General features: G+C 69.7%; 17 protein-coding genes. 10 read left to right on the top strand and 7 right to left on the bottom strand.

Going from position 1 to position 20,938, the window contains the following annotated elements; translation table 11 throughout:
• Positions 1-15 precede the first annotated feature (15 nt).
• The 3 genes from pgaA to C7416_RS05050 form a co-directional block, all read right to left on the bottom strand.
• The gene (gene pgaA / locus C7416_RS05060; RefSeq protein WP_240988285.1) at positions 16-2,535 is read right to left on the bottom strand and encodes a poly-beta-1,6 N-acetyl-D-glucosamine export porin PgaA; all 2,520 of its coding nucleotides are present in this window, start codon (positions 2,533-2,535) and stop codon (positions 16-18) included.
• A 775-nt stretch (positions 2,536-3,310) separates the two neighbouring features.
• Positions 3,311-4,621: a sensor histidine kinase gene (locus C7416_RS05055; RefSeq protein WP_111517395.1), complete on the bottom strand. Its 1,311-nt coding sequence runs from the start codon at positions 4,619-4,621 to the stop codon at positions 3,311-3,313.
• Entirely contained in the window at positions 4,618-5,358 is a 741-nt protein-coding gene (locus tag C7416_RS05050) for a response regulator (protein WP_111517394.1), read from the bottom strand. The genes C7416_RS05055 and C7416_RS05050 overlap by 4 nt, the downstream gene beginning before the upstream one ends.
• Positions 5,359-5,595: 237 nt before the next feature.
• On the opposite strand from C7416_RS05050, the gene C7416_RS05045 reads away from it, so the two are divergent.
• The 3 genes from C7416_RS05045 (at position 5,596) to C7416_RS05035 (ending at position 8,456) form a co-directional block, all read left to right on the top strand.
• Positions 5,596-6,309 (top strand): cytochrome c biogenesis CcdA family protein, encoded by a 714-nt coding sequence (locus C7416_RS05045; RefSeq protein ID WP_111517393.1) that lies wholly within the window; start codon positions 5,596-5,598, stop codon positions 6,307-6,309.
• Between the two features lie 3 nt (positions 6,310-6,312).
• Entirely contained in the window at positions 6,313-6,852 is a 540-nt protein-coding gene (locus C7416_RS05040; protein WP_111517392.1) for a thioredoxin family protein, read from the top strand.
• A 272-nt stretch (positions 6,853-7,124) separates the two neighbouring features.
• Positions 7,125-8,456: a nucleobase:cation symporter-2 family protein gene (locus C7416_RS05035; RefSeq protein WP_111517391.1), complete on the top strand. Its 1,332-nt coding sequence runs from the start codon at positions 7,125-7,127 to the stop codon at positions 8,454-8,456.
• A 38-nt stretch (positions 8,457-8,494) separates the two neighbouring features.
• On the opposite strand, the gene C7416_RS05030 is transcribed toward C7416_RS05035, so the two are convergent.
• Positions 8,495-9,070: a M23 family metallopeptidase gene (locus C7416_RS05030; protein ID WP_111517390.1), complete on the bottom strand. Its 576-nt coding sequence runs from the start codon at positions 9,068-9,070 to the stop codon at positions 8,495-8,497.
• 147 nt (positions 9,071-9,217) lie between these two features.
• On the opposite strand from C7416_RS05030, the gene C7416_RS05025 reads away from it, so the two are divergent.
• Complete coding sequence (locus C7416_RS05025) at positions 9,218-9,532, top strand: TFIIB-type zinc ribbon-containing protein (protein WP_111517389.1); 315 nt, start codon at positions 9,218-9,220, stop codon at positions 9,530-9,532.
• 59 nt (positions 9,533-9,591) lie between these two features.
• On the opposite strand, the gene ggt is transcribed toward C7416_RS05025, so the two are convergent.
• Entirely contained in the window at positions 9,592-11,208 is a 1,617-nt protein-coding gene (ggt, locus tag C7416_RS05020; protein ID WP_111517508.1) for a gamma-glutamyltransferase, read from the bottom strand.
• 380 nt (positions 11,209-11,588) lie between these two features.
• Between ggt and C7416_RS05015 the strand changes: the two genes are divergently transcribed.
• Complete coding sequence (locus tag C7416_RS05015; protein ID WP_111517388.1) at positions 11,589-12,386, top strand: AraC family transcriptional regulator; 798 nt, start codon at positions 11,589-11,591, stop codon at positions 12,384-12,386.
• Positions 12,387-12,395: 9 nt separating this feature from the next.
• Here C7416_RS05015 and C7416_RS05010 read toward each other — a convergent pair whose 3' ends face one another.
• A complete protein-coding gene (locus C7416_RS05010; protein ID WP_111517387.1) occupies positions 12,396-14,036 on the bottom strand; it encodes a hypothetical protein in 1,641 nt (546 codons plus the stop codon).
• Between the two features lie 145 nt (positions 14,037-14,181).
• Between C7416_RS05010 and blaOXA the strand changes: the two genes are divergently transcribed.
• Positions 14,182-15,021, top strand: a complete 840-nt coding sequence (gene blaOXA, locus C7416_RS05005) for an OXA-1206 family carbapenem-hydrolyzing class D beta-lactamase (RefSeq protein ID WP_111517386.1) — start codon at positions 14,182-14,184, stop codon at positions 15,019-15,021.
• 206 nt (positions 15,022-15,227) lie between these two features.
• Positions 15,228-16,133, top strand: a complete 906-nt coding sequence (locus C7416_RS04995) for a hypothetical protein (protein WP_181461142.1) — start codon at positions 15,228-15,230, stop codon at positions 16,131-16,133.
• Between the two features lie 67 nt (positions 16,134-16,200).
• Here C7416_RS04995 and C7416_RS04990 read toward each other — a convergent pair whose 3' ends face one another.
• On the bottom strand, positions 16,201-16,914 hold the full coding sequence (locus C7416_RS04990) for a hypothetical protein (RefSeq protein WP_111517383.1): 714 nt from the start codon (positions 16,912-16,914) through the stop codon (positions 16,201-16,203).
• A 449-nt stretch (positions 16,915-17,363) separates the two neighbouring features.
• On the opposite strand from C7416_RS04990, the gene C7416_RS04985 reads away from it, so the two are divergent.
• The 3 genes from C7416_RS04985 (at position 17,364) to C7416_RS04975 (ending at position 20,936) form a co-directional block, all read left to right on the top strand.
• Entirely contained in the window at positions 17,364-18,689 is a 1,326-nt protein-coding gene (locus tag C7416_RS04985; RefSeq protein ID WP_111517382.1) for an MFS transporter, read from the top strand.
• Position 18,690: 1 nt separating this feature from the next.
• Positions 18,691-19,929, top strand: coding sequence for a metal-dependent hydrolase family protein (locus C7416_RS04980; protein ID WP_111517381.1), 1,239 nt, complete (start codon positions 18,691-18,693; stop codon positions 19,927-19,929).
• 104 nt (positions 19,930-20,033) lie between these two features.
• Positions 20,034-20,936 (top strand): LysR substrate-binding domain-containing protein, encoded by a 903-nt coding sequence (locus C7416_RS04975; protein WP_111517380.1) that lies wholly within the window; start codon positions 20,034-20,036, stop codon positions 20,934-20,936.
• Positions 20,937-20,938: the final 2 nt, after the last annotated feature.

Below are 20,938 nucleotides of genomic sequence, written 5' to 3'. Positions count from 1 at the left end.
GGCTTGCATTCCTGTTCAGAAGCGGTAGGTCATGTCGAAGACGATGCGCAGTTCGCGCTCGCGCTGGCCGTCGTAAGGGCGGCTGGTGCCGGTCACGGTAGCGCCCACCTCGAACACGTCGTTGGTGCGGAAGCGCTGGCCGTAGCCCACCAGCAGGATCGCGCCGGTGCCGAAGCCGCGCTGGCTGTAGGCGCCGGTGCCGGCCAGGAACTGCTGCTCCCAGACGGTCTCGTAGCGCCGGTACAGCATGTGCGTCAGGCGCACCGACGGCAGCACGGTCAGGTCCGAGCGCGGGTTGTAGTACGGCGTGTCGGCGCGGCTATTGCGCGACGCCCACAGGTCGACCAGCAGGTCGGCCTTCAGGTGCGGCGCGGTATAGAAGCGCTGCACGCCGGACACGCCCGCTTCGAGCCGGTCGTTGCCGTCGCTGAAGCGCGACGGCGCCACCGTCAGCATCCATTCGCTGGCCTCGCTGCGGCGCCAGCGCGCGTAGGCCTGCACGGTGTCGGCATAGATGCCGTGCTTGAGCGCCTGCAGCGGCGTGCCGGTCGAGCGCAGCGCCGCCGAGGCGCCCACGCGCCAGCGGTCGTCGATGTCGTAGTCGGCGGCGATGCGGCCGCCCTGGCGCGCGCCCTGGCCATAGCCATGCAGCGACAGCTCGCCCTCGACGGTCAGGTCGCGCACGCGCCATTGTGCGCCGGCGCGGGCCCAGCGGTAATCGACCCGGCCCTCGTCGAAGCGGCCGGTGGCATAGCCGATGCCGCCGAAGGCCCGCCAGTCATAGTTGATGGGTGGGGTGTACAGCACCGCTTCGATGCCGAAGTTGCCGTTGCCGACCACGGCGCTGTCATTGGCCAGCCCCCGGTAGCCCTCGATGCGCAGCTCGGCCTTGTTGTGGACCTGCCACTCGCGGTCGAGGCGCCGCGCGGTGAGGTCTTCGGGGAAGCGCGCCAGGGTGTCGTCGCGCAGCAGCTCGGCCTGGCGCCATTCCTGCAGATCCAGCGCCGCGTGTCCCTGCTGCACCTCCACCGGCAGGCTGCGCGGGGTCAGGGTCTCGGCCAGCTTCAGCTCGCCCTCGGCCGCGCGCGGCCAGCCGCGGGCGCGGTAGACGTCGGCCAGCGCGGCGCGCAGGCCGGAATGGCCGGGCGCCTTGCGCACCAGGTCTTCCAGCTTCTGCTGCGCCGATTCAGTGGCGTCGGCCTGCAGGTCGGCGCGGGTGGCGGTCTGCTCGGCCTGCAGCCACAGATCGTTGGGCTGGCGCATGGGCTGGCCGCGCACCCAGCGCCAGCGCGGCTGCTCGGTGCTGGCCTGTGCCACGGCCTGCGCGGCGGGGTCGAAGGCCTCGGCCTCGGCGTGCGCGTAGTAGAGGCCGGTCTGGGCCTTGAGCCGGGTTTCGGCATCCAGGCCCTGCGGATAGGCGTCGCGCACCTGGCGGAACAGCGGCGCGGCCTGCTCCGGCTGGCGCAGATACAGGTAGGCGGCGGCGACATCGCCCAGGGCATAGGCCGGGATCTCGACGCCTTCGGCGCGCAGCGCCTCGTATTCGTTCACCACGTCCTGCATCCGGACCCGCGCGTGCAGCGCGGCGAGCCGGTCGATGCGCGCGCGGCGAAGTTGCGGCGCGGCCGGCGGCCCCAGCGCCTGCAGGGCGGGCAGCAATGCGTCATAGCGTGCCAGCGCGCGATCGGCGATGGCGAAGCGCTCGGCCTCGGTGCGCGTCGGCATGTCAGCCAGGCGCACCAGCTCGGCCGCGGCATCGAGCTCCAGCGCCAGGCGCGCGCGCTGGTCGAACAGTTCAGGATGCTCCCCCGCGACGCGCAGCGCCGCCTCGGGCAGTCCCGCGCGCTGCAGCGCGCCGACATATTCGCGCACGACATCGGCACGCCGGGGCGCGCGCAGGTACGCCTGGTCGACCTCGAACAAGGCCGCATATGGCTCGCCGGCGCGCGCCTGCGCGTAGGCCAGTGCCAGGCGGCTGTCGACGGCCGCGGGCTCGCGCTGCACCAGCGCCTGCCCCAGCGCCACCGCCTCGGCGGCCTGGCCGCTGTCGGCCAGCACCTTCACCTCGCCCAGTGCGAACACCGCTTGTGCAGGAAAGCGTTGCCGGCCTTCGCGATAGCGCGCCAGCGCCTCGTCCCAGCGGCGCTGGTCGCGCAAGGCGCCGGCCACTGCCGCCAGCACTTCGGGCGGCATCGCGCGGGTCTGGCCCAGATTGCCATAGGCTTCCAGCACCTCGTCCGGCCGTCCCGCCCAGCCGGCGATGACGATGCGGTCCCACGCCGCCCGCTGGTCCAACGGTGCGCGCGCCACGCGCTCGCGCAGCATCGTCAGCGCGGGCGCATAGTCGCCGGCACGGGCGCGCCGGATCAGCGCGTCATAGTCAGAATCTGCATGCGCGAGTGCCGGCAGCCAGCACATTGCCGCCAGCCCCGCGGCGAGCCCCGCGGTCAGTCCGCTACCCAGCGCGGCCGGAGCGCGCCGACGCCTCCCTTGCCGCCGCTGCGCCCCGTCGCGGGCACGCTCACGGCGCTTCATCAGTGAATCCATGGGATCCGCAGCCTGTCTCTGTGTTGCCCAAGCCGGCGCCGCGCACCGATGACACAGGCGCGCGCGGCTTGAGCTCCGTTATCGGCTTATCGCATGGCGGCACGAGGACACGGAACCCGATCGGGCCTGGCCGGGTGCGAAAACCGGCAGAACAGGCCTACGGGATCCGGCGCGGCACCGAGGAACTGCGCCGGATGGCCATTCGCAGCGGGAATGGCGTCGTGCAACCGCAGGGGCCGATAAATCGGGCTGCGTTGCCGCTAATGCGAAGGCGATTGTAAGGAGAGTGCGGCGGAGAGATTGTTAATTTTCGCAAACGAATTGGTGACTGCATAAATTATCTCAATCACTAATTCGTTTATGTCGCGCGCAAATGTCCGGATGCGGTTGCACGATACCGAGCCTGGCGGGCGCTGCGACACAGCCCGCATTCCCAGCGCAGGCATGGCCTCCACGCGAATCCATGCATACCGCTTTGGATATCCGAATTCAACAAATTTCCGCCGATTTCAGGCAATAAATCAATCCGCCGATGGGCATCGCTCTAGCAATAATTGATTATGATTTTAATGTCATAACCCAAATAGGCCAGACGGCGTTTATCCCCCGATCAGGGGATGGAATGGGATTTTTGCCTAACGGATTTGGGGGATTGGCGCCGCAACGACGGTGCCTGGAATATCCGGGTGACTGACTTCGTGGGGCCGCCGGCCCTCTCCCCCGCCCCTCTCCCGCAGGCGGGAGAGGGAGAAAAAACCCGCTCTCAGGCGGGCAGGCGCAGTGTGGCCTGCAGGCCGCCGCCCTCGCGATTGGCCAGTTGCAGCGTGCCGCCCAGCGCCTGCGTCAGTTGCAGCGCGATTGCCAGGCCCAGGCCGGTGCCGCCGGTGCCGCGGTTGCGCGAGGTCTCGACGCGGTAGTACGGCTGCATCACGCGCTCGAGTTCCGCCTCCGGGATGCCAGGGCCGCGGTCCTGCACGGCGATCTGCAGCCAGCCATCGTCCTGCCGCGCCACCGCCAGCGTGACCTCCGCGCCGAACTTCAGCGCGTTGTCGATCAGGTTGGTCAGGATGCGCCGCAGCGCCTGCGGGCGTGTCAGCAGCGGCGCGCCGGCCTGGCCTTCGATGGCGATGGCATGGCCGGCGTCGAGGTAGTCGCCGGCCAGGCTGTCGAGCAGTGCATCGGGATCGATGCGGGCCGGGGTCTCCGTGCCACCCTGCAGGGTGCGCGCATAGGCCACGCCTTCGCGCACCAGGTGCTCCATCTCGCGCAGGTCGTTGTAGAGCTTCTGCTGCGTGGGCGAGTCTTCCATCAGGTCCACGCGCAGCCGCATGCGTGTGATCGGCGTCTGCAGGTCGTGCGAGATCGCGGCCAGGATCTGCATGCGCTCATCCAGGTAGCCGGCGATGCGTGCCTGCATGGCGTTGAAGGCGGCGGCGGCATGGGCCACCTCGGTCGGGCCGGTTTCGGGCACGCGCTGCGCCTTCAGGTCCGGCCCCAGGTTCTCGGCGGCGCTGGCCAGCTGGCTGAGCGGACGCGTGACCACGCGCACCGCCAGCCAGGCACAGGCCACCAGCAGCGCCAGCTGCGCGGCCAGCATCGCCAGCAGCCACGGCGAGACCAGCGAACGCCTGGGCTGCACGTCGATCGTCAGCGGGCTGCCATCGTGCAGCCGCAGGTGTACCTGGAAACCGCCGCCCGGCTGGCTGCTGGCCGAGACCGGATAGCGACCCTGCAGCGCCTCGGCAATGGTGTCGACGGCCCTGCGCGCCAGCGGCGCGCGCGGCGGCTCGCCCGGCGTGCCGGCATCGAGGCGGTAGCTGTAGTTGTCGCGCCGCACCCGCTCCAGCCAGGCCGCGCGCTGGTCCGCCGGCAGCATGTCGAGCATCGCCACCGAGCTGGCCACGTCGCGTTCCAGGTTGCCCAGCATCAGCCGGTCGGCCGCGCTCTTGCGCTCCATCATCACCAGGCTGTACGACAGGCTCTGCGCCAGCACCAGCCCGACCAGCAGGATCACCATCAGTCGCGCGAACAGCGTGCGCGGCCATGCCAGCCCCTTGCGCGCGCGCCCGCTCATGCGCGCTCCTCGCGGATTTCGACGGTGGCGCTGAAGACATAGCCGCCGTTGCGCACGGTCTTGATGTAGCGCGGCTCGCGCGCATCGTCGCGCAGACGCTGGCGCAGGCGGCTCACCAGCAGGTCGATCGAACGCTCGAACAGCTCGGCGTCGCGGCCCTGGGTCAGGTTCAGCAGCTGGTCGCGGGTCAGCACCCGTTGCGGGTGGTCGACGAAGACGCGCAGCAGCCGGTATTCCGCGCCGCTGAGCGCGACGATCACGTCCTGCTCGTCGATCAGGTGGCGCGCGTTGGTGTCGAGCCGCCACGGGCCGAACGCCAGCACGCTGGCGGCCTCGGTGACCTGCAGGTTGGGCGGCAGCATGCGCGTGCGCCGCAGCACCGAGCGGATCCGCGCCAGCAGTTCGCGCGCGGCGAAGGGCTTGACCAGGTAGTCGTCGGCGCCCATCTCCAGCCCCAGGATGCGGTCGGCTTCCTCGTTGCGCGCGGTCAGCATCAGCACCGGCAGGTTGCGCCGCTCGCCCGCGCGCAGGTCGCGGCACAGCGCCAGCCCGTCTTCGCCGGGCAGCATCAGGTCCAGCACCACCAGGTCGACCGAGCCCTTGTCCAGCGCCGCGCGCATCTCGCGCCCGTTGGCGGCCAGGGACACGCGCATGCCGCTGCGCTCGAGGTAGGCGGCAACCAGTTCGCGGATTTCGCGGTCGTCGTCGACGATAAGGATATGGTCCTGCGGGGTCATGGCGGGTCCCGGAATCGAAGAAAGAGAAGGAGAAAAAAGGGGGCGGCCGGCGCCGGCAAGGTTGGCCGTCGCCTGGCCCGGTGCCGCCATTATGCGGCGCTGGCGGCGCGCTTTGTATCGCTGTGTATCCGGGCCGGGTCCGGACAAGAAACATTGCACGGCGGGCCGGATGCGGAAACAACGCCGATACGCCGGGACGGTGCAATGCAGTCATCGCCAATCCCGGAGTCCACCGCCATGATCGATGCCTACCTTGCCTTTGCCGCCGGCGTGCTGACGATTGCGTCGCCGTGCGTGCTGCCCGTGCTGCCCATGCTGCTGGGCGCTTCACTGGGCGAAGCCAGCCGCCTGCGCCCGCTCGCGATCGCACTGGGCTTCGTCTCCGCCTTTTCCGCGCTCGGCCTTGTCTTCGGCGCGCTCACCAGCGCCTTCAGCGACGCCCCGGGCGTGGTCCGCAACGTCGCCATCGCCATCCTCTTGGCCGCCGGGCTGGCTCGGCTGTGGCCGGCCGGCTTCACCCGCCTCACGGCCCCGTTCGCCGCGCCGTTCGCCGCGCTCACCGACCGCGCCGCCGGCGCCGGCAGCCGCGCCGGCAATGGCCTCGCCGGCGGCTTCGTGCTGGGCATGACGCTGGGCGCGGTATGGACCCCGTGCGCGGGCCCGGTGCTGGCCTCGATCCTGGCGCTGGTGGCCAAGGCGCAGGACCTGCACCGCGCCGCCGGCCTGCTGGCCCTGTTTGCCGCCGGCGCCGCCGTGCCGATGCTGGGCATCGCCTACGGCGGCCAGTTTGCCACCACCCATGTGCGCCGGCTGGCACGCCATACGCCGCGGCTGCAACAAGCCTTCGGCGTGCTGGTGGTGGCCACCGCCATCGCCATGTACTTCCAGTACGACACCCTCGCCGTCGCCTGGCTGACTTCGCTTTTCCCCGCAACCCAACCTGGAGCCTGAACCATGCCCCGCATCCTTCGTACCTTGTTTGCCGCAGCCGCCTTTGCCGCCGCCCCCCTGGCGATCCAGTCCGCCGCCGCAGCGCCCGCCGCGCCCGCCAATTACGGCACGGCGCCCGAATTCACCGGTATCGGCAAGTGGCTGAACTCCGAACCGCTGACCCTTGCCGGCCTGCGCGGCAAGGTGGTGCTGGTCGACTTCTGGACCTACAGCTGCATCAACTGCATCAACACCCTGCCCCATGTGCGCAAGTGGTACGACAAATACCGCGACCAGGGACTGGTCGTGGTAGGCGTGCACACGCCGGAGTATGCGTTCGAACGCTCCACCGGCAACGTCCAGGCCGCACTGAAGCGCTTCGACATCCGCTACCCGGTGGCGCAGGACAACGCCTATGCCACCTGGAACGCCTGGCGCAACCAGTACTGGCCCGCGCTGTACCTGGTCGATGCCAGCGGCAACGTGGTCTACAAGCACTTCGGCGAAGGCCAGTACGCCGAGACCGAGGCGGCGATCCAGAAGGCGCTGGGGCAACGCCGCTGAACCTCAAAGCCGCCATGCAGGCGGCTTCCGCGGCATCCGCCTTGTCTTCCAGCGCATGGGAGTTGATACAAATTGTATGCAATCTTTGTATCACGGTTCGCTGATCCCTGTTATTCTTGCACGCCTGTTGAGGCGGGATGCAGGTCCTGCCCGCCTCGCTCGCGGAGCTGCCGCACCTGGCCCGCGAGCGTGCACGAGGGCGCCGGGTTCCCCGCCCGGCGCCAGAAGAACAAGACAGCCCGGAACATCCGGGCAGACGACAGGAGACTCGAATGGCGCCCTTGCTGTTCCAGGTGGAAGACCGCCCCCCACGGTTGACGACGTTCTTGCTGGCGCTCCAGCACCTGCTGGCCGCGCTGGGCGGCATCATCGCGGTGCCGCTGGTGATCGGCGGCGCGCTGCGCCTGCCTTCCGACCAGGTGGTGGCGCTGGTCAATGCCGCGCTGCTGGGCTCGGGCATCGTCACCATTATCCAGTGCAAGGGCGTGGGCCCGGTCGGCATCCGCATGCCGTGCGTGATGGGCACCAGCTTTGCCTTCGTCGGCGCGGCCATCAGCGTTGGTGTGGAGCACGGCGTGGCCGGCATCCTGGGCTCGGCGCTGGCCGGCTCGCTGGTGATGATCCTCGGCAGCTTCTTCATGCCGGCGATCCGCAAGCTGTTCCCGCATACCGTCACCAGCGTGGTCGTGACCATGATCGGCCTGTCGCTGATCCCGGTGGCGATCGACTGGGCCGCCGGCGGCCAGGGCAGCAGCCGCTACGGCGCCCCCGGCAACCTGGCGATTGCCGTCGCCGTGCTGGCGCTGGTGGTGGCGGTGGTGCAGTGGGGCAAGGGCATGCTGTCGGCCTCGGCCATCGTCGTGGGCATTGCCGGCGGCTACCTGCTGTGCCTGGCGCTGGGCCTGGTCGACTTTACCCAGTTCCACCAGGCGCCGGTGTTCGCGGTGCCGCAGCCGCTGCACTTCGGCATGTCGTTCCCGATCTCCGGCATCGTCGCCATGTCGATCGCCTTCCTGGTCACCATCGTCGAATCGACCGGCACCTTCATGGCGCTGGGCTCGGCCACGCAGCGGCCGGTGTCGGGCAAATGCCTGTCGCGCGGCATCCTGTGCGACGGCTTCGGCTCGGCCTTCGCCGCGCTGGTGTGCAGCCCGCCGCTGTCCACCTTTGCGCAGAACGTCGGCGTGGTGTCGCTGACCGGCGTAGCCAGCCGCCATGTGGTGGCGCTGACCGGCGTGATGCTGCTGCTGGCCGGGCTGTTCCCGGTGCTGGGCGCGCTGGTGGTGACGATTCCGCAGCCGGTGCTCGGCGGTGCCGGCCTGATGATGTTCGCGATGATCGTTTCGGGCGGCATCCAGATGCTCAGCACGGTCCGCTTCACGCAGCGCAATACCCTGATCGTGGCGGTGTCGATCGGCTGCGGCCTGGCCGTGACCTTCCGTCCGGAACTGCTGGCCAAGCTGCCCGCTTTTGTCCACGAGGTGTTCGGCTCCGGCATCACGGTGGGCTCGCTGTCCGCGGTGTTCCTGAACCTGCTGCTGCCCGGCGGCAAGGAAGCCGCCGCCGACGAAGCCGGCCACGGCACGGTCGGCGAGGCCGCCTGAACGCCATTACCTCCCATTACCCCATCTCGCCGGCTGCGCTAGCGCGCGCCGCCGGCCATGGATGGCTTAAGTAGCGGGTAGGGATTGATCGCCCCACGCGCCGTGTAGATACCGTAGTGCAGGTGCGGCGGCGTACCCCGCGCATTGCCGGTGGTGCCGACATACCCCAGCACGGTGCCGGCTGCGATGATGTCGCCGGCGCGCACGCCGGCATACCGGTCAAGATGGGCGTAGTAGTGCATCTGCCGCCCCGGCCCCATCACCCACACCACGTTTCCCCCGAGCTGGTTGGTGCCGACGCGCGTGACGATGCCTTCGGTGGCCGACACCACTTCGCGGCCGCGCGGCGCAAAGATGTCGATGCCCTCGTGCTTGCGCCCGCCGGAGCGCGCGCCATGCCAGGTATCGCGCAGCGCCCTTGGGGCAACCCCGGCGACTGGCACCGGCAGCGCCGCCGGCGCGGGCCGGGCGGACAGCCGGGCCGCGTAGATGGCGCGCTCCAGCGGCGGCTGCAGCCAGGGCCAGGCCGCCCAGCCCAGGCCGAGCCACAGCGCCAGCCACGCCAGCCGGCGGACCAATGCAAGTACAGGAGGAAGGAGATGCGAGGCAGCCATATGCCTTCGACGGCAGCCTGGCATGCAAATTCCCAGCCCAAGCTCGCTCCATGGGCCGTACGCACCACTTCCTGCCCCCGCGCGGACCGAACCATCGGCGCCGCGGCCGGTCATAACTGGACCGTTTTCATTGCAACAGGAGAACCCATGGACTGTCCGGTGTGCCCGCAAACCCAACTCGTGATGTCCGAACGCCAGGGCATCGAGATCGATTACTGCCCCAAGTGCCGCGGCGTCTGGCTGGACCGGGGCGAGCTCGACAAGATCCTGGAGCGCTCGGCGGCAGCCCCGGCGCAGCAAGCCCCCATGCAGCAAGCGCCGCAGCAGCAGGCGCCGGTGCACAACGCACCGCCGCAGCAGGGCTACCAGCGCGGCTACGGCGACCATGACCGTGACCGGTACTACGAGCGCGAGCAGAAGCACTATCGGAAGAAGAGCATCTGGCACGAGCTGTTCGACTAAGCCGGACAGAGATGGAAAGAAAGGGCGACCACGGTCGCCCTTTCCTCGTTTACGTCCCGCTACAGGCCGGCCGCGAGGCCGTCGCCGCGCGGATCGGCCGCGCCATACATCACGCCGGTGACCGGGTCGATCAGGATGGCGCCGGCATGGCCCATGGTGTCGGTGAAGGCCTGCACCCGCTTGACCGGATGCCCGCGCCGCGCCAGTTCGGTGGTCACCGCCTCCGGCACGCGGCCCTCGATCTTCAGATCGTTCGACGACACGCCCCAGTTGCGCCCATAGAGCAGGCGCGGCGCATTGACCGCGTCCTGCGGCGACATGCCAAAATCGACAATGCGCGTCACCAGCGCCGCCTGCGTTTGGGGCTGCCCTTCGCCGCCCATGGTGCCGTAGACCAGGAACGGCTTGCCGTCCTTCAGCAGCAGCGCCGGGTTCAGCGTATGGAAGGTGCGCTTGCCGGGCGCGAGGTGGTTCACATGCGCGGGATCGAGCGAGAAGAACGCACCGCGGTTCTGCAGCAGCACGCCGGTGCCCCTGGGCACGATGCCCGAGCCGAAGTCGTGATAGACGCTCTGGATCATCGACACCACGTTGCCGTCCTTGTCGGCGGTGCCGAACCAAACCGTATCGCCGTGCGGATCCATCGGCTTCACATCCGCGCCGGCGCGCAGCATGCTGATGCGCCCCGACTGGGCCTGCCCGTGCCGCGTCGACAACAGCCGTTCCAGCGGGATCTGCACGAAGTCCGGATCGGCGAGGTAACGGTCGCGATCGGCAAACGCCTGCTTGGTCGCCTCCACCAGCACGTGGTAGTAGTCGGCCGTGCCTTCGCCCAGCGCGCGCACGTCGCGCTTGTCCAGGATGTTCAGGATCTCCAGCGAGGCAAAGCCCTGTGTGTTGGGCGGAACGTTGACGGCCTGGTAGCCGCGGTAGTTGACCGTGATCGGCTGGACCCAGTCGGCGCGGTGGCGGGCAAAGTCGGCCTGGGTCAGCACGCCGCCGTGCGCCTGCAGGTCGGCCACGATCTTGCGCGCGATCTCGCCCTGGTAGAACGCCGCGGCGCCTCCTGACGCAATCTGCCGCAGCGTGCCCGCCAGGTCGGGCTGGCGCAGCGTTTCGCCCATCCGGTAGGCCGATCCGTCCGGCTTCAGGAAGGTCTGGCGAAAGCCGTCGAAGCGCTGCAAGGCGCGGAATTCGGTGTCGGCCGGGTCGAGATTGACGCGGCTCCACGACGCCAGCGACGCCGACACCGGGAACCCACCTTCGGCATGGCGGATGGCGTCGGCCATCAGCTCCGGCCATGGCAGGCTGCGGCCCATGCCCTGGCGCGCGTACTGGTACGCCGCTTCCCAGCCGGCGACAGTGCCGGGCACCGTGATCGCCGACAGGTAGCCGCGCGCGGGAACCCGGTCGAGTCCCTTGTCCCGGTAAAGCGCGATGGTGGCGCGTTCGCCGGCGCGGCCACTGGCATTGAGCGCGCGCACCTCGCGCGTGCGGGCGTTGTAGATCAGCCAGAAGGCGTCGCCGCCGATGGAGTTCATGTGCGGGTACACCACCGCGATGGTCGACGCCACCGCAATGGCGGCATCGACCGCATTGCCGCCGCGCTCCAGCACGCGCAGCCCGGCCTGCGTCGCCAGGCGGTTGGAAGAGGTCACCATGCCGCCGGTGGCCATCGGGTTGATACAGGTCGAAGGCGTGTCGCAGTACTTGCCGGCCTCGTCGACGGCCCATGCCGGCGGGGCGGCCAGCATCAGTGCCGAACACATGCCGGCCAGGCGCAGAGCGGTGAAGAATCTGGTGCGGTGCATCGCAGGCTCCCTGGGTAACACAGCGAAGTTGCATGCCGGCGCGGACGCGACCGGCACGAGCGGTAGAGCGGATTGCCCGGATTGTCTTGTGGGGCGAGCGCAAGTTAGCCTGCGCCAGACAATCTGGCTAACGGCAAAGTCGCAGCCGGTGTCGGCAATCGGACATGAGCGGATATCGGCCGCGGCGCTGCCCGTGCCGCCAGCCCTCGTCCACCACTACCTCCACCACAACCACCGGACCACGCATGCCTGCCCATGATCCCGCCCTGCGCGCGCTCGCGCGGCTGCCGCGCCCGCTGTACGGCCATATCGAAGCCTTACCCAACCGCGTGCTGGGCTACCGCCACCGGCATCCGTGGTGCCAGTTCGCCTATGCCCTGCAAGGCGTGCTGGAGGTATGGACCGACCGCGGGCGCTTTGTCGCGCCACCGCAATGGGCAGTGTGGATTCCGGCCGGCGTGGCGCACCGCGTGCGCTGCGCGACGGGCACGCGCATCCGCAGCCTCTACCTGGACAACAGCGTGTGCGCGGCGACGCGGGCCCGGTGCCGCGTGCTGACCGTCAGCCCGCTACTGCGCGAGCTGATTCGCACCTTCAGCCACCTGCCGGCCGAATACGACGAACACGGCGCCGACGGGCGCCTGGCGCGCGTGCTGATCGACCAGCTTGGCGCCGCGCCCGAAGTCGAATTCATGCTGCCGCTGCCGGCCGACCCGCGCGTGCGCCTGGTCTGCAATGGCCTGCAGCGCCAGGCCGACCGCGACACCAGCCTGGCGGCGTGGAGCGCGCGGCTGGCGGTCTCGGGCAAGACCCTGACGCGGCTGTTCCAGCGCGAAACCGGGCTGACCTTCCGCGCCTGGCGCCAGCGGCTGCGGCTGCTCGACGCCGTGCCCCGGCTGGAGCGCGGCGAAGCCGTGACCGAGGTGGCGCTGGATTGCGGCTATGAGTCGCTGTCGGCGTTTATCGCGGCGTTCCGGCGGCTCTACAACATGACGCCGGGCGAGTTGTCGCGCGCCAACCGCGTCGTTCCCGCGGCCAGTTAGCGAACGCCGTCAGGCACGCTGGCGGCGGCGCCGCGCCGCTTCCGCCGCGGCGTCGCGCAACGCCGGCGGCAGCGCGCGCAGCTCGGCCGTAAAGAAGGCCCGTTCCGCCGGACGCAACCCGGGCAGTTGCCCGGCCAGCCGCTCCACCGCGGCGCAGGCGGCGGCGGTGGCGCCCTGTTCATGGGTCAGGTACCAGGCCGATTCCAGCAGCAGGTTGGCCAGTTGCAGCGGCGCCAGCCTGACGTGGCCGGCGTCATGGTCTTCCAGCGCAAAGGCGGCCACGGCCGACCAGCGCACGAAGCCCCGCGCCGGCGCAAACGGCGCATGGAACGGCCGCAGCGCCTCGACCGCGTCGGCTACGGAAAGCGGGCGCTGGCGGCGGAACATGGCCATGCTGTCGCTGGCGCTGGCCGGGCGGTCCAGCGGCGGTGCATCGGGCCCGCAGCTGCCGCGCGCGATGCGCAGCAGGAAGATCGCATTCCACGCCGTGCCGCCGCCGACGCCGAAGCGGTCGCAGATCCATTCCGACAGCCCCAGCCAGCGCATCGCCTGCCGCTGCACGGCGCTGGCGGACAGGCTGCGCCCGCCATCGATCAGCCCATGGCGCCAGAACAGCCACAGGCTCAGCCCGATATTGGCCGCGGCATGCTGCACCGCATCGACCGAATCGGCCTCGTAAGCGGCCTGCAGCGCGCCCGAGAACGCGTCCAGCGCGCACTGCGCCGCCGTCGCCGCGGCCGCATGCGCGGGGCGCATGGCATCGGCCTTGTGCAACAGCGCTTCGAGGTTCAGCACCTCGAAGCGCACGCGCGGGTTGTAGCGCACCACCAGGCGCAGCTCGGCATCGGCGTGCAAGTGCTCCAGCCCGGCACGCGCGCCCTCGCCGTCGCCGCGCGTATAGCGCTCCCAGGCGCGCACCACCTGCGCCATGGCCTGGAACGCCGGCGTGGCCGCGCCCGCGTCGGCCGCCTGCGCCAGGCGGTCAAAGCGCCGCAGCGCCGCGCGGCTCTGGTCGAGACGCCCGCAGCGGCGCCACGCCTGGCTTTCCTTCAGCAACGACAAGGCCTGCTGGAAACCATCGCCGGCCAGCCGGCGCGCCGCGCCGAAGGACTCCGCCACGGCAAAGCCGTGGGCGCCGGCATGCCCGTCCTGCGCGCTGCGCATGGCCTGCGTCAGCTCGCTCCAGAAGGCCATGTCGCGCATCACGTAGCCCGTGCCATCGCGCTGCGCCGGCGGCACAGGATGCGCCCCGGGAGGAAAGCCGAAATGCCGCGCCAGTGCAACCGGGCCCAGCGTGCGGCCATTGGCGACGAAGCGCAGCCGGCGCGCGCTGGGGGCAGCCAGCCAGAACGGCCCGCGGCTGCGCTGCGCCGGGTTGGCCGCGGCCGGATCGCGCGCGCGATCCGCGCCCCACCCCACCACGATGCCCCAGCGCGCGAAGTCTGCAAACGCGCGCGACACCAGCATGCGCAGGTTGGCCGCCGCGGGGAACGCGCTGCGTACCGCGGCGGCGGTGACCACGCCCTCGCCGCTGCGATGCGCATGCCAGGCGCGCGCCAGCAGCCAGACCGACTGGTAGCGCGCGGGCTGGCCATCTACGCGGTAGGGACTCGACACATCGATATGGATTGGGGCAGGTGAAGCGGGCATCGATCTGGAAGGCAGCATCAGTGGCGACGTCCGTCATGTTACGCAAGTTACAGGGCACGCGGTTGGCGCTGCGCAGGCGCTCTCCTATGCTGCGCATCACGGTCCGGGCCCGGATTGTCATTCCCTCAACTTCCCACGCACAACCATGAACAATCGTCTTGCCCGTCTGCTGACGCCGCTGGCCTTCGGCCTCGGCCTGCTTGCCGCCCACCTGCCCGCGCTGGCCGCGCCCAAGGAAGCGCCGCTCGACGCCGCGGCCCTGTTCCGCCAGGCCGATACCACCGGCACCATGGTGATCTACGACCTGCGGCGCGACCGCATGCTGACCTACAACCCGTCGCGCGCCGCCACGCCATATTCGCCGGCATCGACCTTCAAGATCATGAACTCCCTGATCGGACTCGAGACCGGCGCGGTGACCGACGTCGACCACGACAAGCTGCCCTGGGACGGCAAGGTCTGGCTGGTCGGCGGCAAGGCCGTGCTGCCCGAGACCTGCAACGCCGACGTGCCGTTGCGCGTGGCCCTGCCCAATTCGTGCGTGCCGGCCTACCGGGCGCTGGCGCGCCGGGTCGGCAGCGCGGCCTACCAGCGCTACCTGACCGCGTCGCACTATGGCAACGCCGACAGCTCCGGTCCGGTCGACCTCTTCTGGCTGAACGGCAAGCTGCAGATCACCGCCTACCAGCAGATCGATTTCCTGAAGGGCCTGGTGCAGCGCACGCTGCCGTTCTCGCCCGCCACCTTCAACGCCGTCGACGACATCACCGTGCTGGAGCGCACCGCCACTTACACCCTGCACGGCAAGACCGGCTGGGCCAGCTCGGCCAGTCCGGCGGTGGGCTGGCTGGTGGGCTGGGTCGAGCGCGGCAATGACGACTACCTGTTCGCGCTGAATCTCGACCTGCTGCGACCGGAGCATGCCAAGGCGCGGATGGAGATTGCGCGGGCGGCGTTGCGGCAGGCGGGGGTGCTGCCGGACTGAGGCCGGGCTCACCCTGTAGCGGCGGAACTATTAATGCAATTTTAGGATTGCGCTGATTTACCGGTGTGCATTGGATCTCTAGCTTGACTCGGCCGGCTTTTCCCGCGTGTTCCAACCTGCGTTACGCGGGAGCCTGCCGGCGTCCGAGCAACGGGACGGCCAGGACCGTCCCCATTCAGAGGTGAAATCCAATGAGACAACTGTTCATGCCGGCAGCCCTGCTGTCGGCCATCGCTTTGCTGACAGCCTGCGGCGGCGGCGACGATGGCACGAGCACCACGGCGCCACAATCCCCGCCATCCGACAACCAGCCCGCTCCGGAACCAGCGCCCAAACCAGCGCCCGAACCGGCGCCCGAACCGGCACCGACGCCAGAACCCAAGGGCGAACTTCTGCCCAGCCTCAGCGCCCCACAAGCAGGCTCGACCGCCGCGGTGGGCAACGGCAGCGAGGGAATCTGGGTCAGCTTCACGACGACCACGCTGATCGATTCCAGCGGCAGGTTCATCCAGCCGAGATTGATGGCCGTGCTTGGAGGCACGTTCCAGTTCTCAGGATCTACCTGGACGCTGGGCCCCGACACCCTTTATGAAACCGGACTACCCAGGCCAGTCACGGGCAGCGGCACCATAACCGCCGGCCAGCGCTTTAACGGCAACTTCGTGATTCCGCCGAATACCGATACCAACGAACTGGCGGGCATCTACGATCCGTCCAATGCACTGGCCGTGGACCAGGCCGCGATCGCCGGCAGCTGGAAGCAGAGCGGCTTTGCCATGCAGATCGATACCGAGGGGCATGTCACGGGTACCTACACCATCGGTACACGCGTGTGCGACCTGCAGGGTACCGCCACGCTGGCCACTCCCGGCTCGGCGAAGAACCTGTACGCGGTCAGGATCTTCGCCCAGGCGTCGACGCAGCCGGGCACCACCGGGTGCGCGCTGTCGACCGGCATCCCGCACAACGGCCTTGCCGCGATCCGGCTGATGCCGGCCAACGGTGAAGTCATCGTGAACAGCAACACGCGCTATGTGCGCACGCTTGCCATGGTCGCCAGCACCGGCACGGGAGGGTTCTTGGCCACGCAGATGTCGAAGCAACCGCAGTAAGCGGCACGCCGCGGGGGGCGCGGCATGCGCCGCCCGCATCGATGCCGCAAAAGCCCGTAGCGCTCGCCTACGGCAGGAACGCCGGGGACAGCAGGCGCAGGCCCACCGTAAAGAAGCGCGCCCCGCTACCGCCGCCGAACACGTTGCCGTAGGTGGTGTCGACCTGCACCCGGTCCTGCACCACCCAGAAGCGAAAGCCGCCCTGGAATGACGGCCTGCCGCGGTTCTCGCCGAAGGTCTCGGCGATCAGGAACACGCGCGGGTGCAGCTGGGTCTCGGTGCCTACGCCCCAGGTCATGCGGGTCTGGCGATTGCCGGTGTCGCGCTTGGCGCCCAGGTTCAGGTGCACGACGAAGCGGTCGTCGGCGAACGAGAACGACACCGGCACGTTGACATAGAGATTGCCCAGCACCTTGCCGGGCTCGGCATCGGGATGGTGGATCACCCCGCCCGACAGCGCGATGCCGTAGCCGTTGGTTTCCAGCGGCTTGAGCAGGGTCTTGGCCTGGAACTGCACGTTGGTGCCGTCCCAGCCACCATCGACGCGCTGCAGCGAACCGCCCAGCGTCAGCTCCAGGTTGCCGGTGGGATTGCAGCCGGGCAGCGCCCACAGCTCATTGCCGCCGGACTGGAACTGCATCCACGATTCCAGCTGGCAGGCCTTGGGATCGACGATGCGGGCATCGTCGGTGATCAGCGGCCGCGCCGCCAGCGCCGGCCGGCAGGCCGCGGCCACGATGGCCAGCGCGGCCACGCGTACGAAGAACTGGTGCCACACCATGGCAACCTCCTGAGCAAATACAGCCATCTGGCCGGCGACGATACACGCGGGCCATGACAAGACATCGAAAGGCAGCAAGGGAGGTCTGGCACCGGCGGGCACAGGCATGGGCCTGGCCGCATGGGGGCATGGCAGCGCCGGGCGGCGGCACTGCAGCGAAAGACCGCAGTGTCTCAGCGCGCCGGCGCAGCCGGGGAAACTCCCGTTGCGTGAGAAGGACTGGGACAACTGTCCACGGATAGCTCCGTTGGTTGGAACGGGGCGCAGTGTAATGCCGGCCTGTGGTGCGGTCAACCGGGACCCATGCGCCACGCGCATGGCGGCATGCGGAGATATCGCTACCGCCCGCCGGCCGCCCTCTCCTAACATCGTCGGCACCATCTGCCCGGCCGGGCGTGAAGCAGCGACCGGCCCATGCCCCCGGCAGGTGCCACAGAGGAGGAAACCCAATGCCAAACAGTGCTGCGCCAACGAGCGCACCGTACACGCCGCCGACCCAGGCGGCGCCCGCCATCCAGCCCAGCCAGCGCCGCCGCGCCATCATCGCCACGGTGATCGGCAACGGCCTGGAGTGGTTCGATTTCACCGTCTACAGCTTCTTCGCGGTCATCATCGCCAGGCTGTTTTTCCCCACCGGCAATGACCTCAGCTCGCTGCTGTTGGCCGTGGCGACGTTCGGCGTCGGCTTTTTCATGCGCCCGGTGGGCGGCATCGTGCTGGGCGTCTACGCCGACCGCGTCGGGCGCAAGGCAGCGCTGTCGCTGACCATCCTGCTGATGGCGCTGGGCACCACGCTGATCGGGATTGCCCCCACCTATGACCAGATCGGCATACTGGCCCCGCTGCTGATCGTGGTGGCGCGGCTGATGCAAGGCTTCTCCGCCGGCGGCGAGATGGGCGGCGCCACCGCCTTCCTGACCGAATATGCGCCGGCGCGCCAGCGCGCCTACTACTCCAGCTGGATCCAGGCCAGCATCGGCGTGGCGGTGCTGCTGGGCGCCGCGGTGGGCACCTTCGTCACCAGCTCGCTGAGCCCCGAGGCACTGAACAGCTGGGGCTGGCGCCTGCCGTTCCTGCTGGGCATCGTGATCGGCCCGGTGGGCTACTACATCCGTCACCACCTGGACGAGACCCCGGCCTTCCGCGATACCGCCGAGCGCGCCGATTCGCCGCTGAAGGAAATCTTCCAGGCCTATCCGCGCGAGACCACTGCCAGCTTCTCGATGGTGATCCTGTGGACCGTGTGCACCTATGTGCTGCTGTTCTATATGCCGACCTACGCGGTCAAGGTGCTGAAGGTGCCGCAGGCCGACGGCTTCGTCGCCGGCATGGCGGGCGGCTGCGCCATCATGGTGTTCGCGCCGCTGGTGGGGCTGCTGGCCGACCGCATCGGCCGGCGCGTGCTGCTGAGCGGCTCGGCGCTGCTGATCCTGGTGCTGGCGTGGCCGATGTTCGCGTATATCAACCACGTGCCCGGCCTGGCCTCGCTGCTGGTGTTCCAGCTGGTGTTCGGGGTGCTGATCGCCACCTATACCGGCCCGATCCTGGCAGCCTTCTCCGAGCTGTTCCCGGCGCGCGTGCTGTCGACCGGCCTGTCGGTGGCCTACAACTTCGCGGTGACGATCTTCGGCGGCTTTGCCTCGTTCATCATCACCTGGCTGATCGCCACCACCGGCAGCAGCATGGCGCCGGCCATCTACGTGATGATCGCCGCCGCCATCAGCCTGGTCGGCACCCGCTTCGTGCGTGAACCCTCCTACCTGCAACAACGCTGACATGTCCCACCCTACCCAGATCCTCTTTCACGGCGGCGATGTGCTCGAACCCGGCACGGGCGAGCTGCTGCGCGGCCACGACGTGCTGGTCGAAGGCGAGCGCATCGCGGCGGTCGGCCCGGCCATCGACGCGCCGCATGCCCAGCGCATCGACGCGCGCGGCAAGACCGTGATGCCCGGCCTGATCGACTGCCACGTGCACGTGCTGGCATCGCTGGCCAATCTCGGCCTGAACGCGGTGCAGCCCAATGTGCTGGTCGCGATCCGCGCGCTGCCGATCATGCAGCGCATGCTGGAGCGCGGCTTTACCACCGTGCGCGATGCCGGCGGCGCCGACTGGGGCCTGTCGCAAGCGGTGGCTACCGGGCTGGTGCCCGGCCCGCGCATCTTCGCCTCGGGCAAGGCGCTGTCGCAGACCGGCGGCCATGGCGATTTCCGTCCGCGCTCCGACGTGCTCGAGCCATGCTCGTGCGCGTTCCGCGCCGGCGCCATCGCGCGCGTGGCCGACGGCGTCGACGCGGTGCGGCTGGCGGTGCGCGAAGAACTCCAGAAGGGCGCGACCCAGATCAAGATCATGGCATCGGGCGGCGTTGCATCGCCCACCGACCCGATCGGCAACACCCAGTACAGCGAGGACGAGATCCGCGCCATCGTGGCCGAGGCCGAGGCCGCGCAGACCTACGTGATGGCCCACGCCTACACCGGCCGCGCCATTACGCGCGCGGTGCGCTGCGGCGTGCGTACCATCGAGCACGGCAACCTGGTCGACCGCGCCGCCGCCGACGAGATGCGCAGGCACGGCGCCTTTGTCGTGCCGACGCTGGTCACCTATGATGCGCTGGCGCGCGACGGCGCCCGCCTGGGCCTGCCGGCCGAATCGGTGGCCAAGATCGAGACCGTGCGCCAGGCCGGCCGCGACTCGCTGCGGCTCTACGCCGATGCCGGCGTGCCGATGGGCTATGGCTCCGACCTGCTCGGCGAGATGCACGACCACCAGGCTGACGAGTTCCGCATCCGCGCCGAACTGCTGGGCAACCTGGAAGCGATCCGCTCGGCCACCTCGATCGCCGCGGCCATCCTGCAGCGCGAAGGCGAGCTCGGCACCACCCGTGCCGGCGCGCTGGCCGACCTGCTGCTGGTCGACGGCAACCCGCTCGCCGATATCAGCCTGATCGCCGGCCAGGGCGAGCGCCTGAGCGTGGTGATGCAGGCCGGCCGCATCCACCGCCGCGCCGGCTAAGCCGGCTACCGCCACCCGAGGCCACGGGTGGCCGCCCCTCCCGCCCCGCCCGCCGGCATGTGCCGGCGGTCTATCATGGCGGCATCTCCGGCCCGGACGCCCCCATGCGCATTTCCCCGCTCCCGCCCCTGCCCAACCTGGTCGCCTTCGAAGCCGCGATGCGGCACGGCAGCTTTACCCGCGCCGCGGCCGAACTGCACCTGACGCAGAGCGCGATCAGCCGCCAGGTGGCGCAGCTGGAACGCTTCCTGGGGCGCAAGCTGTTTATCCGCGAGCCGCGCGCACTGCGCCTGACCGTCAGCGGGCAACGCTATGCCGAGGTGGTGCAGCGCCTGCTGGTCGGCTGCGCCGAGGCCACCGAAGACGTGATGAAGGTGCGCAGCCACACCGCGCTGACGGTGGCCTGCTCCAGCGGCGTCGCGGTGCTGTGGCTGACACCGCGGCTGACCTCGTTCCGCGCCGCCCACCCCGAGATCCAGCTGCGCCTGACCGTCAACGACAGCCTGTCGGCGCTGTCGCCGGCGGAGTTCGACATCGGGCTGTATTACCTGCGCGAAGGGCCGCCGCCCGGGCTGGCCGCGCGCCGGCTGTACGGCGAGGAAGTGTTCCCGGTCTGCACGCCCGGCTATCTCGGCGGGCGCACGCTGGCGCCGTCCGACCTGGCCGGCGAGACCCTGCTGATGCTCGACGACGGCCAGCGCCAGTGGATGTCGTGGCAGACCTGGCTGGCCCACCAGGGCCTGCCCGACGCCACGCCGCGCAACGTGCTGACTTCGAACCAGTATCCGATCCTGCTGCAGCTGGCCATGGAGGGCCAGGGCATCGCGCTGGGCTGGCGCCACATGATCGACGCCTGCCTGCGCGACGGCCTGCTGGTGCGCGCCTGCGACGCCAGCGCCAGCCTTGGCGGCGGCTACTACGCCGTATGGCCACGCGACCGCATGGAACCCGCCGCCGCGCGCGCGTTCCGCAACTGGCTGGTGCGGCAGGCGACGGCCGGGTCGTGACG

This window comes from Cupriavidus phytorum (genome assembly GCF_003254285.1).
GTDB classification, from domain to species: domain Bacteria; phylum Pseudomonadota; class Gammaproteobacteria; order Burkholderiales; family Burkholderiaceae; genus Cupriavidus; species Cupriavidus phytorum.
The sequence above is the reverse complement of the archived record's forward strand: the minus strand, read 5'-3'. Positions and strand labels throughout refer to the sequence as shown.

Bases quoted from the DNA above. Each gene is read 5' to 3' on its own strand.
- pgaA (WP_240988285.1), bottom strand. From the start codon at position 2,535: ATGAAGCGCCGTGAGCGTGCCCGCGACGGGGCGCAGCGGCGGCAAGGG.
- C7416_RS05055 (WP_111517395.1), bottom strand. From the start codon at position 4,621: ATGAGCGGGCGCGCGCGCAAGGGGCTGGCATGGCCGCGCACGCTGTTC.
- C7416_RS05050 (WP_111517394.1), bottom strand. From the start codon at position 5,358: ATGACCCCGCAGGACCATATCCTTATCGTCGACGACGACCGCGAAATC.
- C7416_RS05045 (WP_111517393.1), top strand. From the start codon at position 5,596: ATGATCGATGCCTACCTTGCCTTTGCCGCCGGCGTGCTGACGATTGCG.
- C7416_RS05040 (WP_111517392.1), top strand. From the start codon at position 6,313: ATGCCCCGCATCCTTCGTACCTTGTTTGCCGCAGCCGCCTTTGCCGCC.
- C7416_RS05035 (WP_111517391.1), top strand. From the start codon at position 7,125: ATGGCGCCCTTGCTGTTCCAGGTGGAAGACCGCCCCCCACGGTTGACG.
- C7416_RS05030 (WP_111517390.1), bottom strand. From the start codon at position 9,070: ATGGCTGCCTCGCATCTCCTTCCTCCTGTACTTGCATTGGTCCGCCGG.
- C7416_RS05025 (WP_111517389.1), top strand. From the start codon at position 9,218: ATGGACTGTCCGGTGTGCCCGCAAACCCAACTCGTGATGTCCGAACGC.
- ggt (WP_111517508.1), bottom strand. From the start codon at position 11,208: ATGGCCACCGGCGGCATGGTGACCTCTTCCAACCGCCTGGCGACGCAG.
- C7416_RS05015 (WP_111517388.1), top strand. From the start codon at position 11,589: ATGCCTGCCCATGATCCCGCCCTGCGCGCGCTCGCGCGGCTGCCGCGC.
- C7416_RS05010 (WP_111517387.1), bottom strand. From the start codon at position 14,036: ATGCCCGCTTCACCTGCCCCAATCCATATCGATGTGTCGAGTCCCTAC.
- blaOXA (WP_111517386.1), top strand. From the start codon at position 14,182: ATGAACAATCGTCTTGCCCGTCTGCTGACGCCGCTGGCCTTCGGCCTC.
- C7416_RS04995 (WP_181461142.1), top strand. From the start codon at position 15,228: ATGCCGGCAGCCCTGCTGTCGGCCATCGCTTTGCTGACAGCCTGCGGC.
- C7416_RS04990 (WP_111517383.1), bottom strand. From the start codon at position 16,914: ATGGTGTGGCACCAGTTCTTCGTACGCGTGGCCGCGCTGGCCATCGTG.
- C7416_RS04985 (WP_111517382.1), top strand. From the start codon at position 17,364: ATGCCAAACAGTGCTGCGCCAACGAGCGCACCGTACACGCCGCCGACC.
- C7416_RS04980 (WP_111517381.1), top strand. From the start codon at position 18,691: ATGTCCCACCCTACCCAGATCCTCTTTCACGGCGGCGATGTGCTCGAA.
- C7416_RS04975 (WP_111517380.1), top strand. From the start codon at position 20,034: ATGCGCATTTCCCCGCTCCCGCCCCTGCCCAACCTGGTCGCCTTCGAA.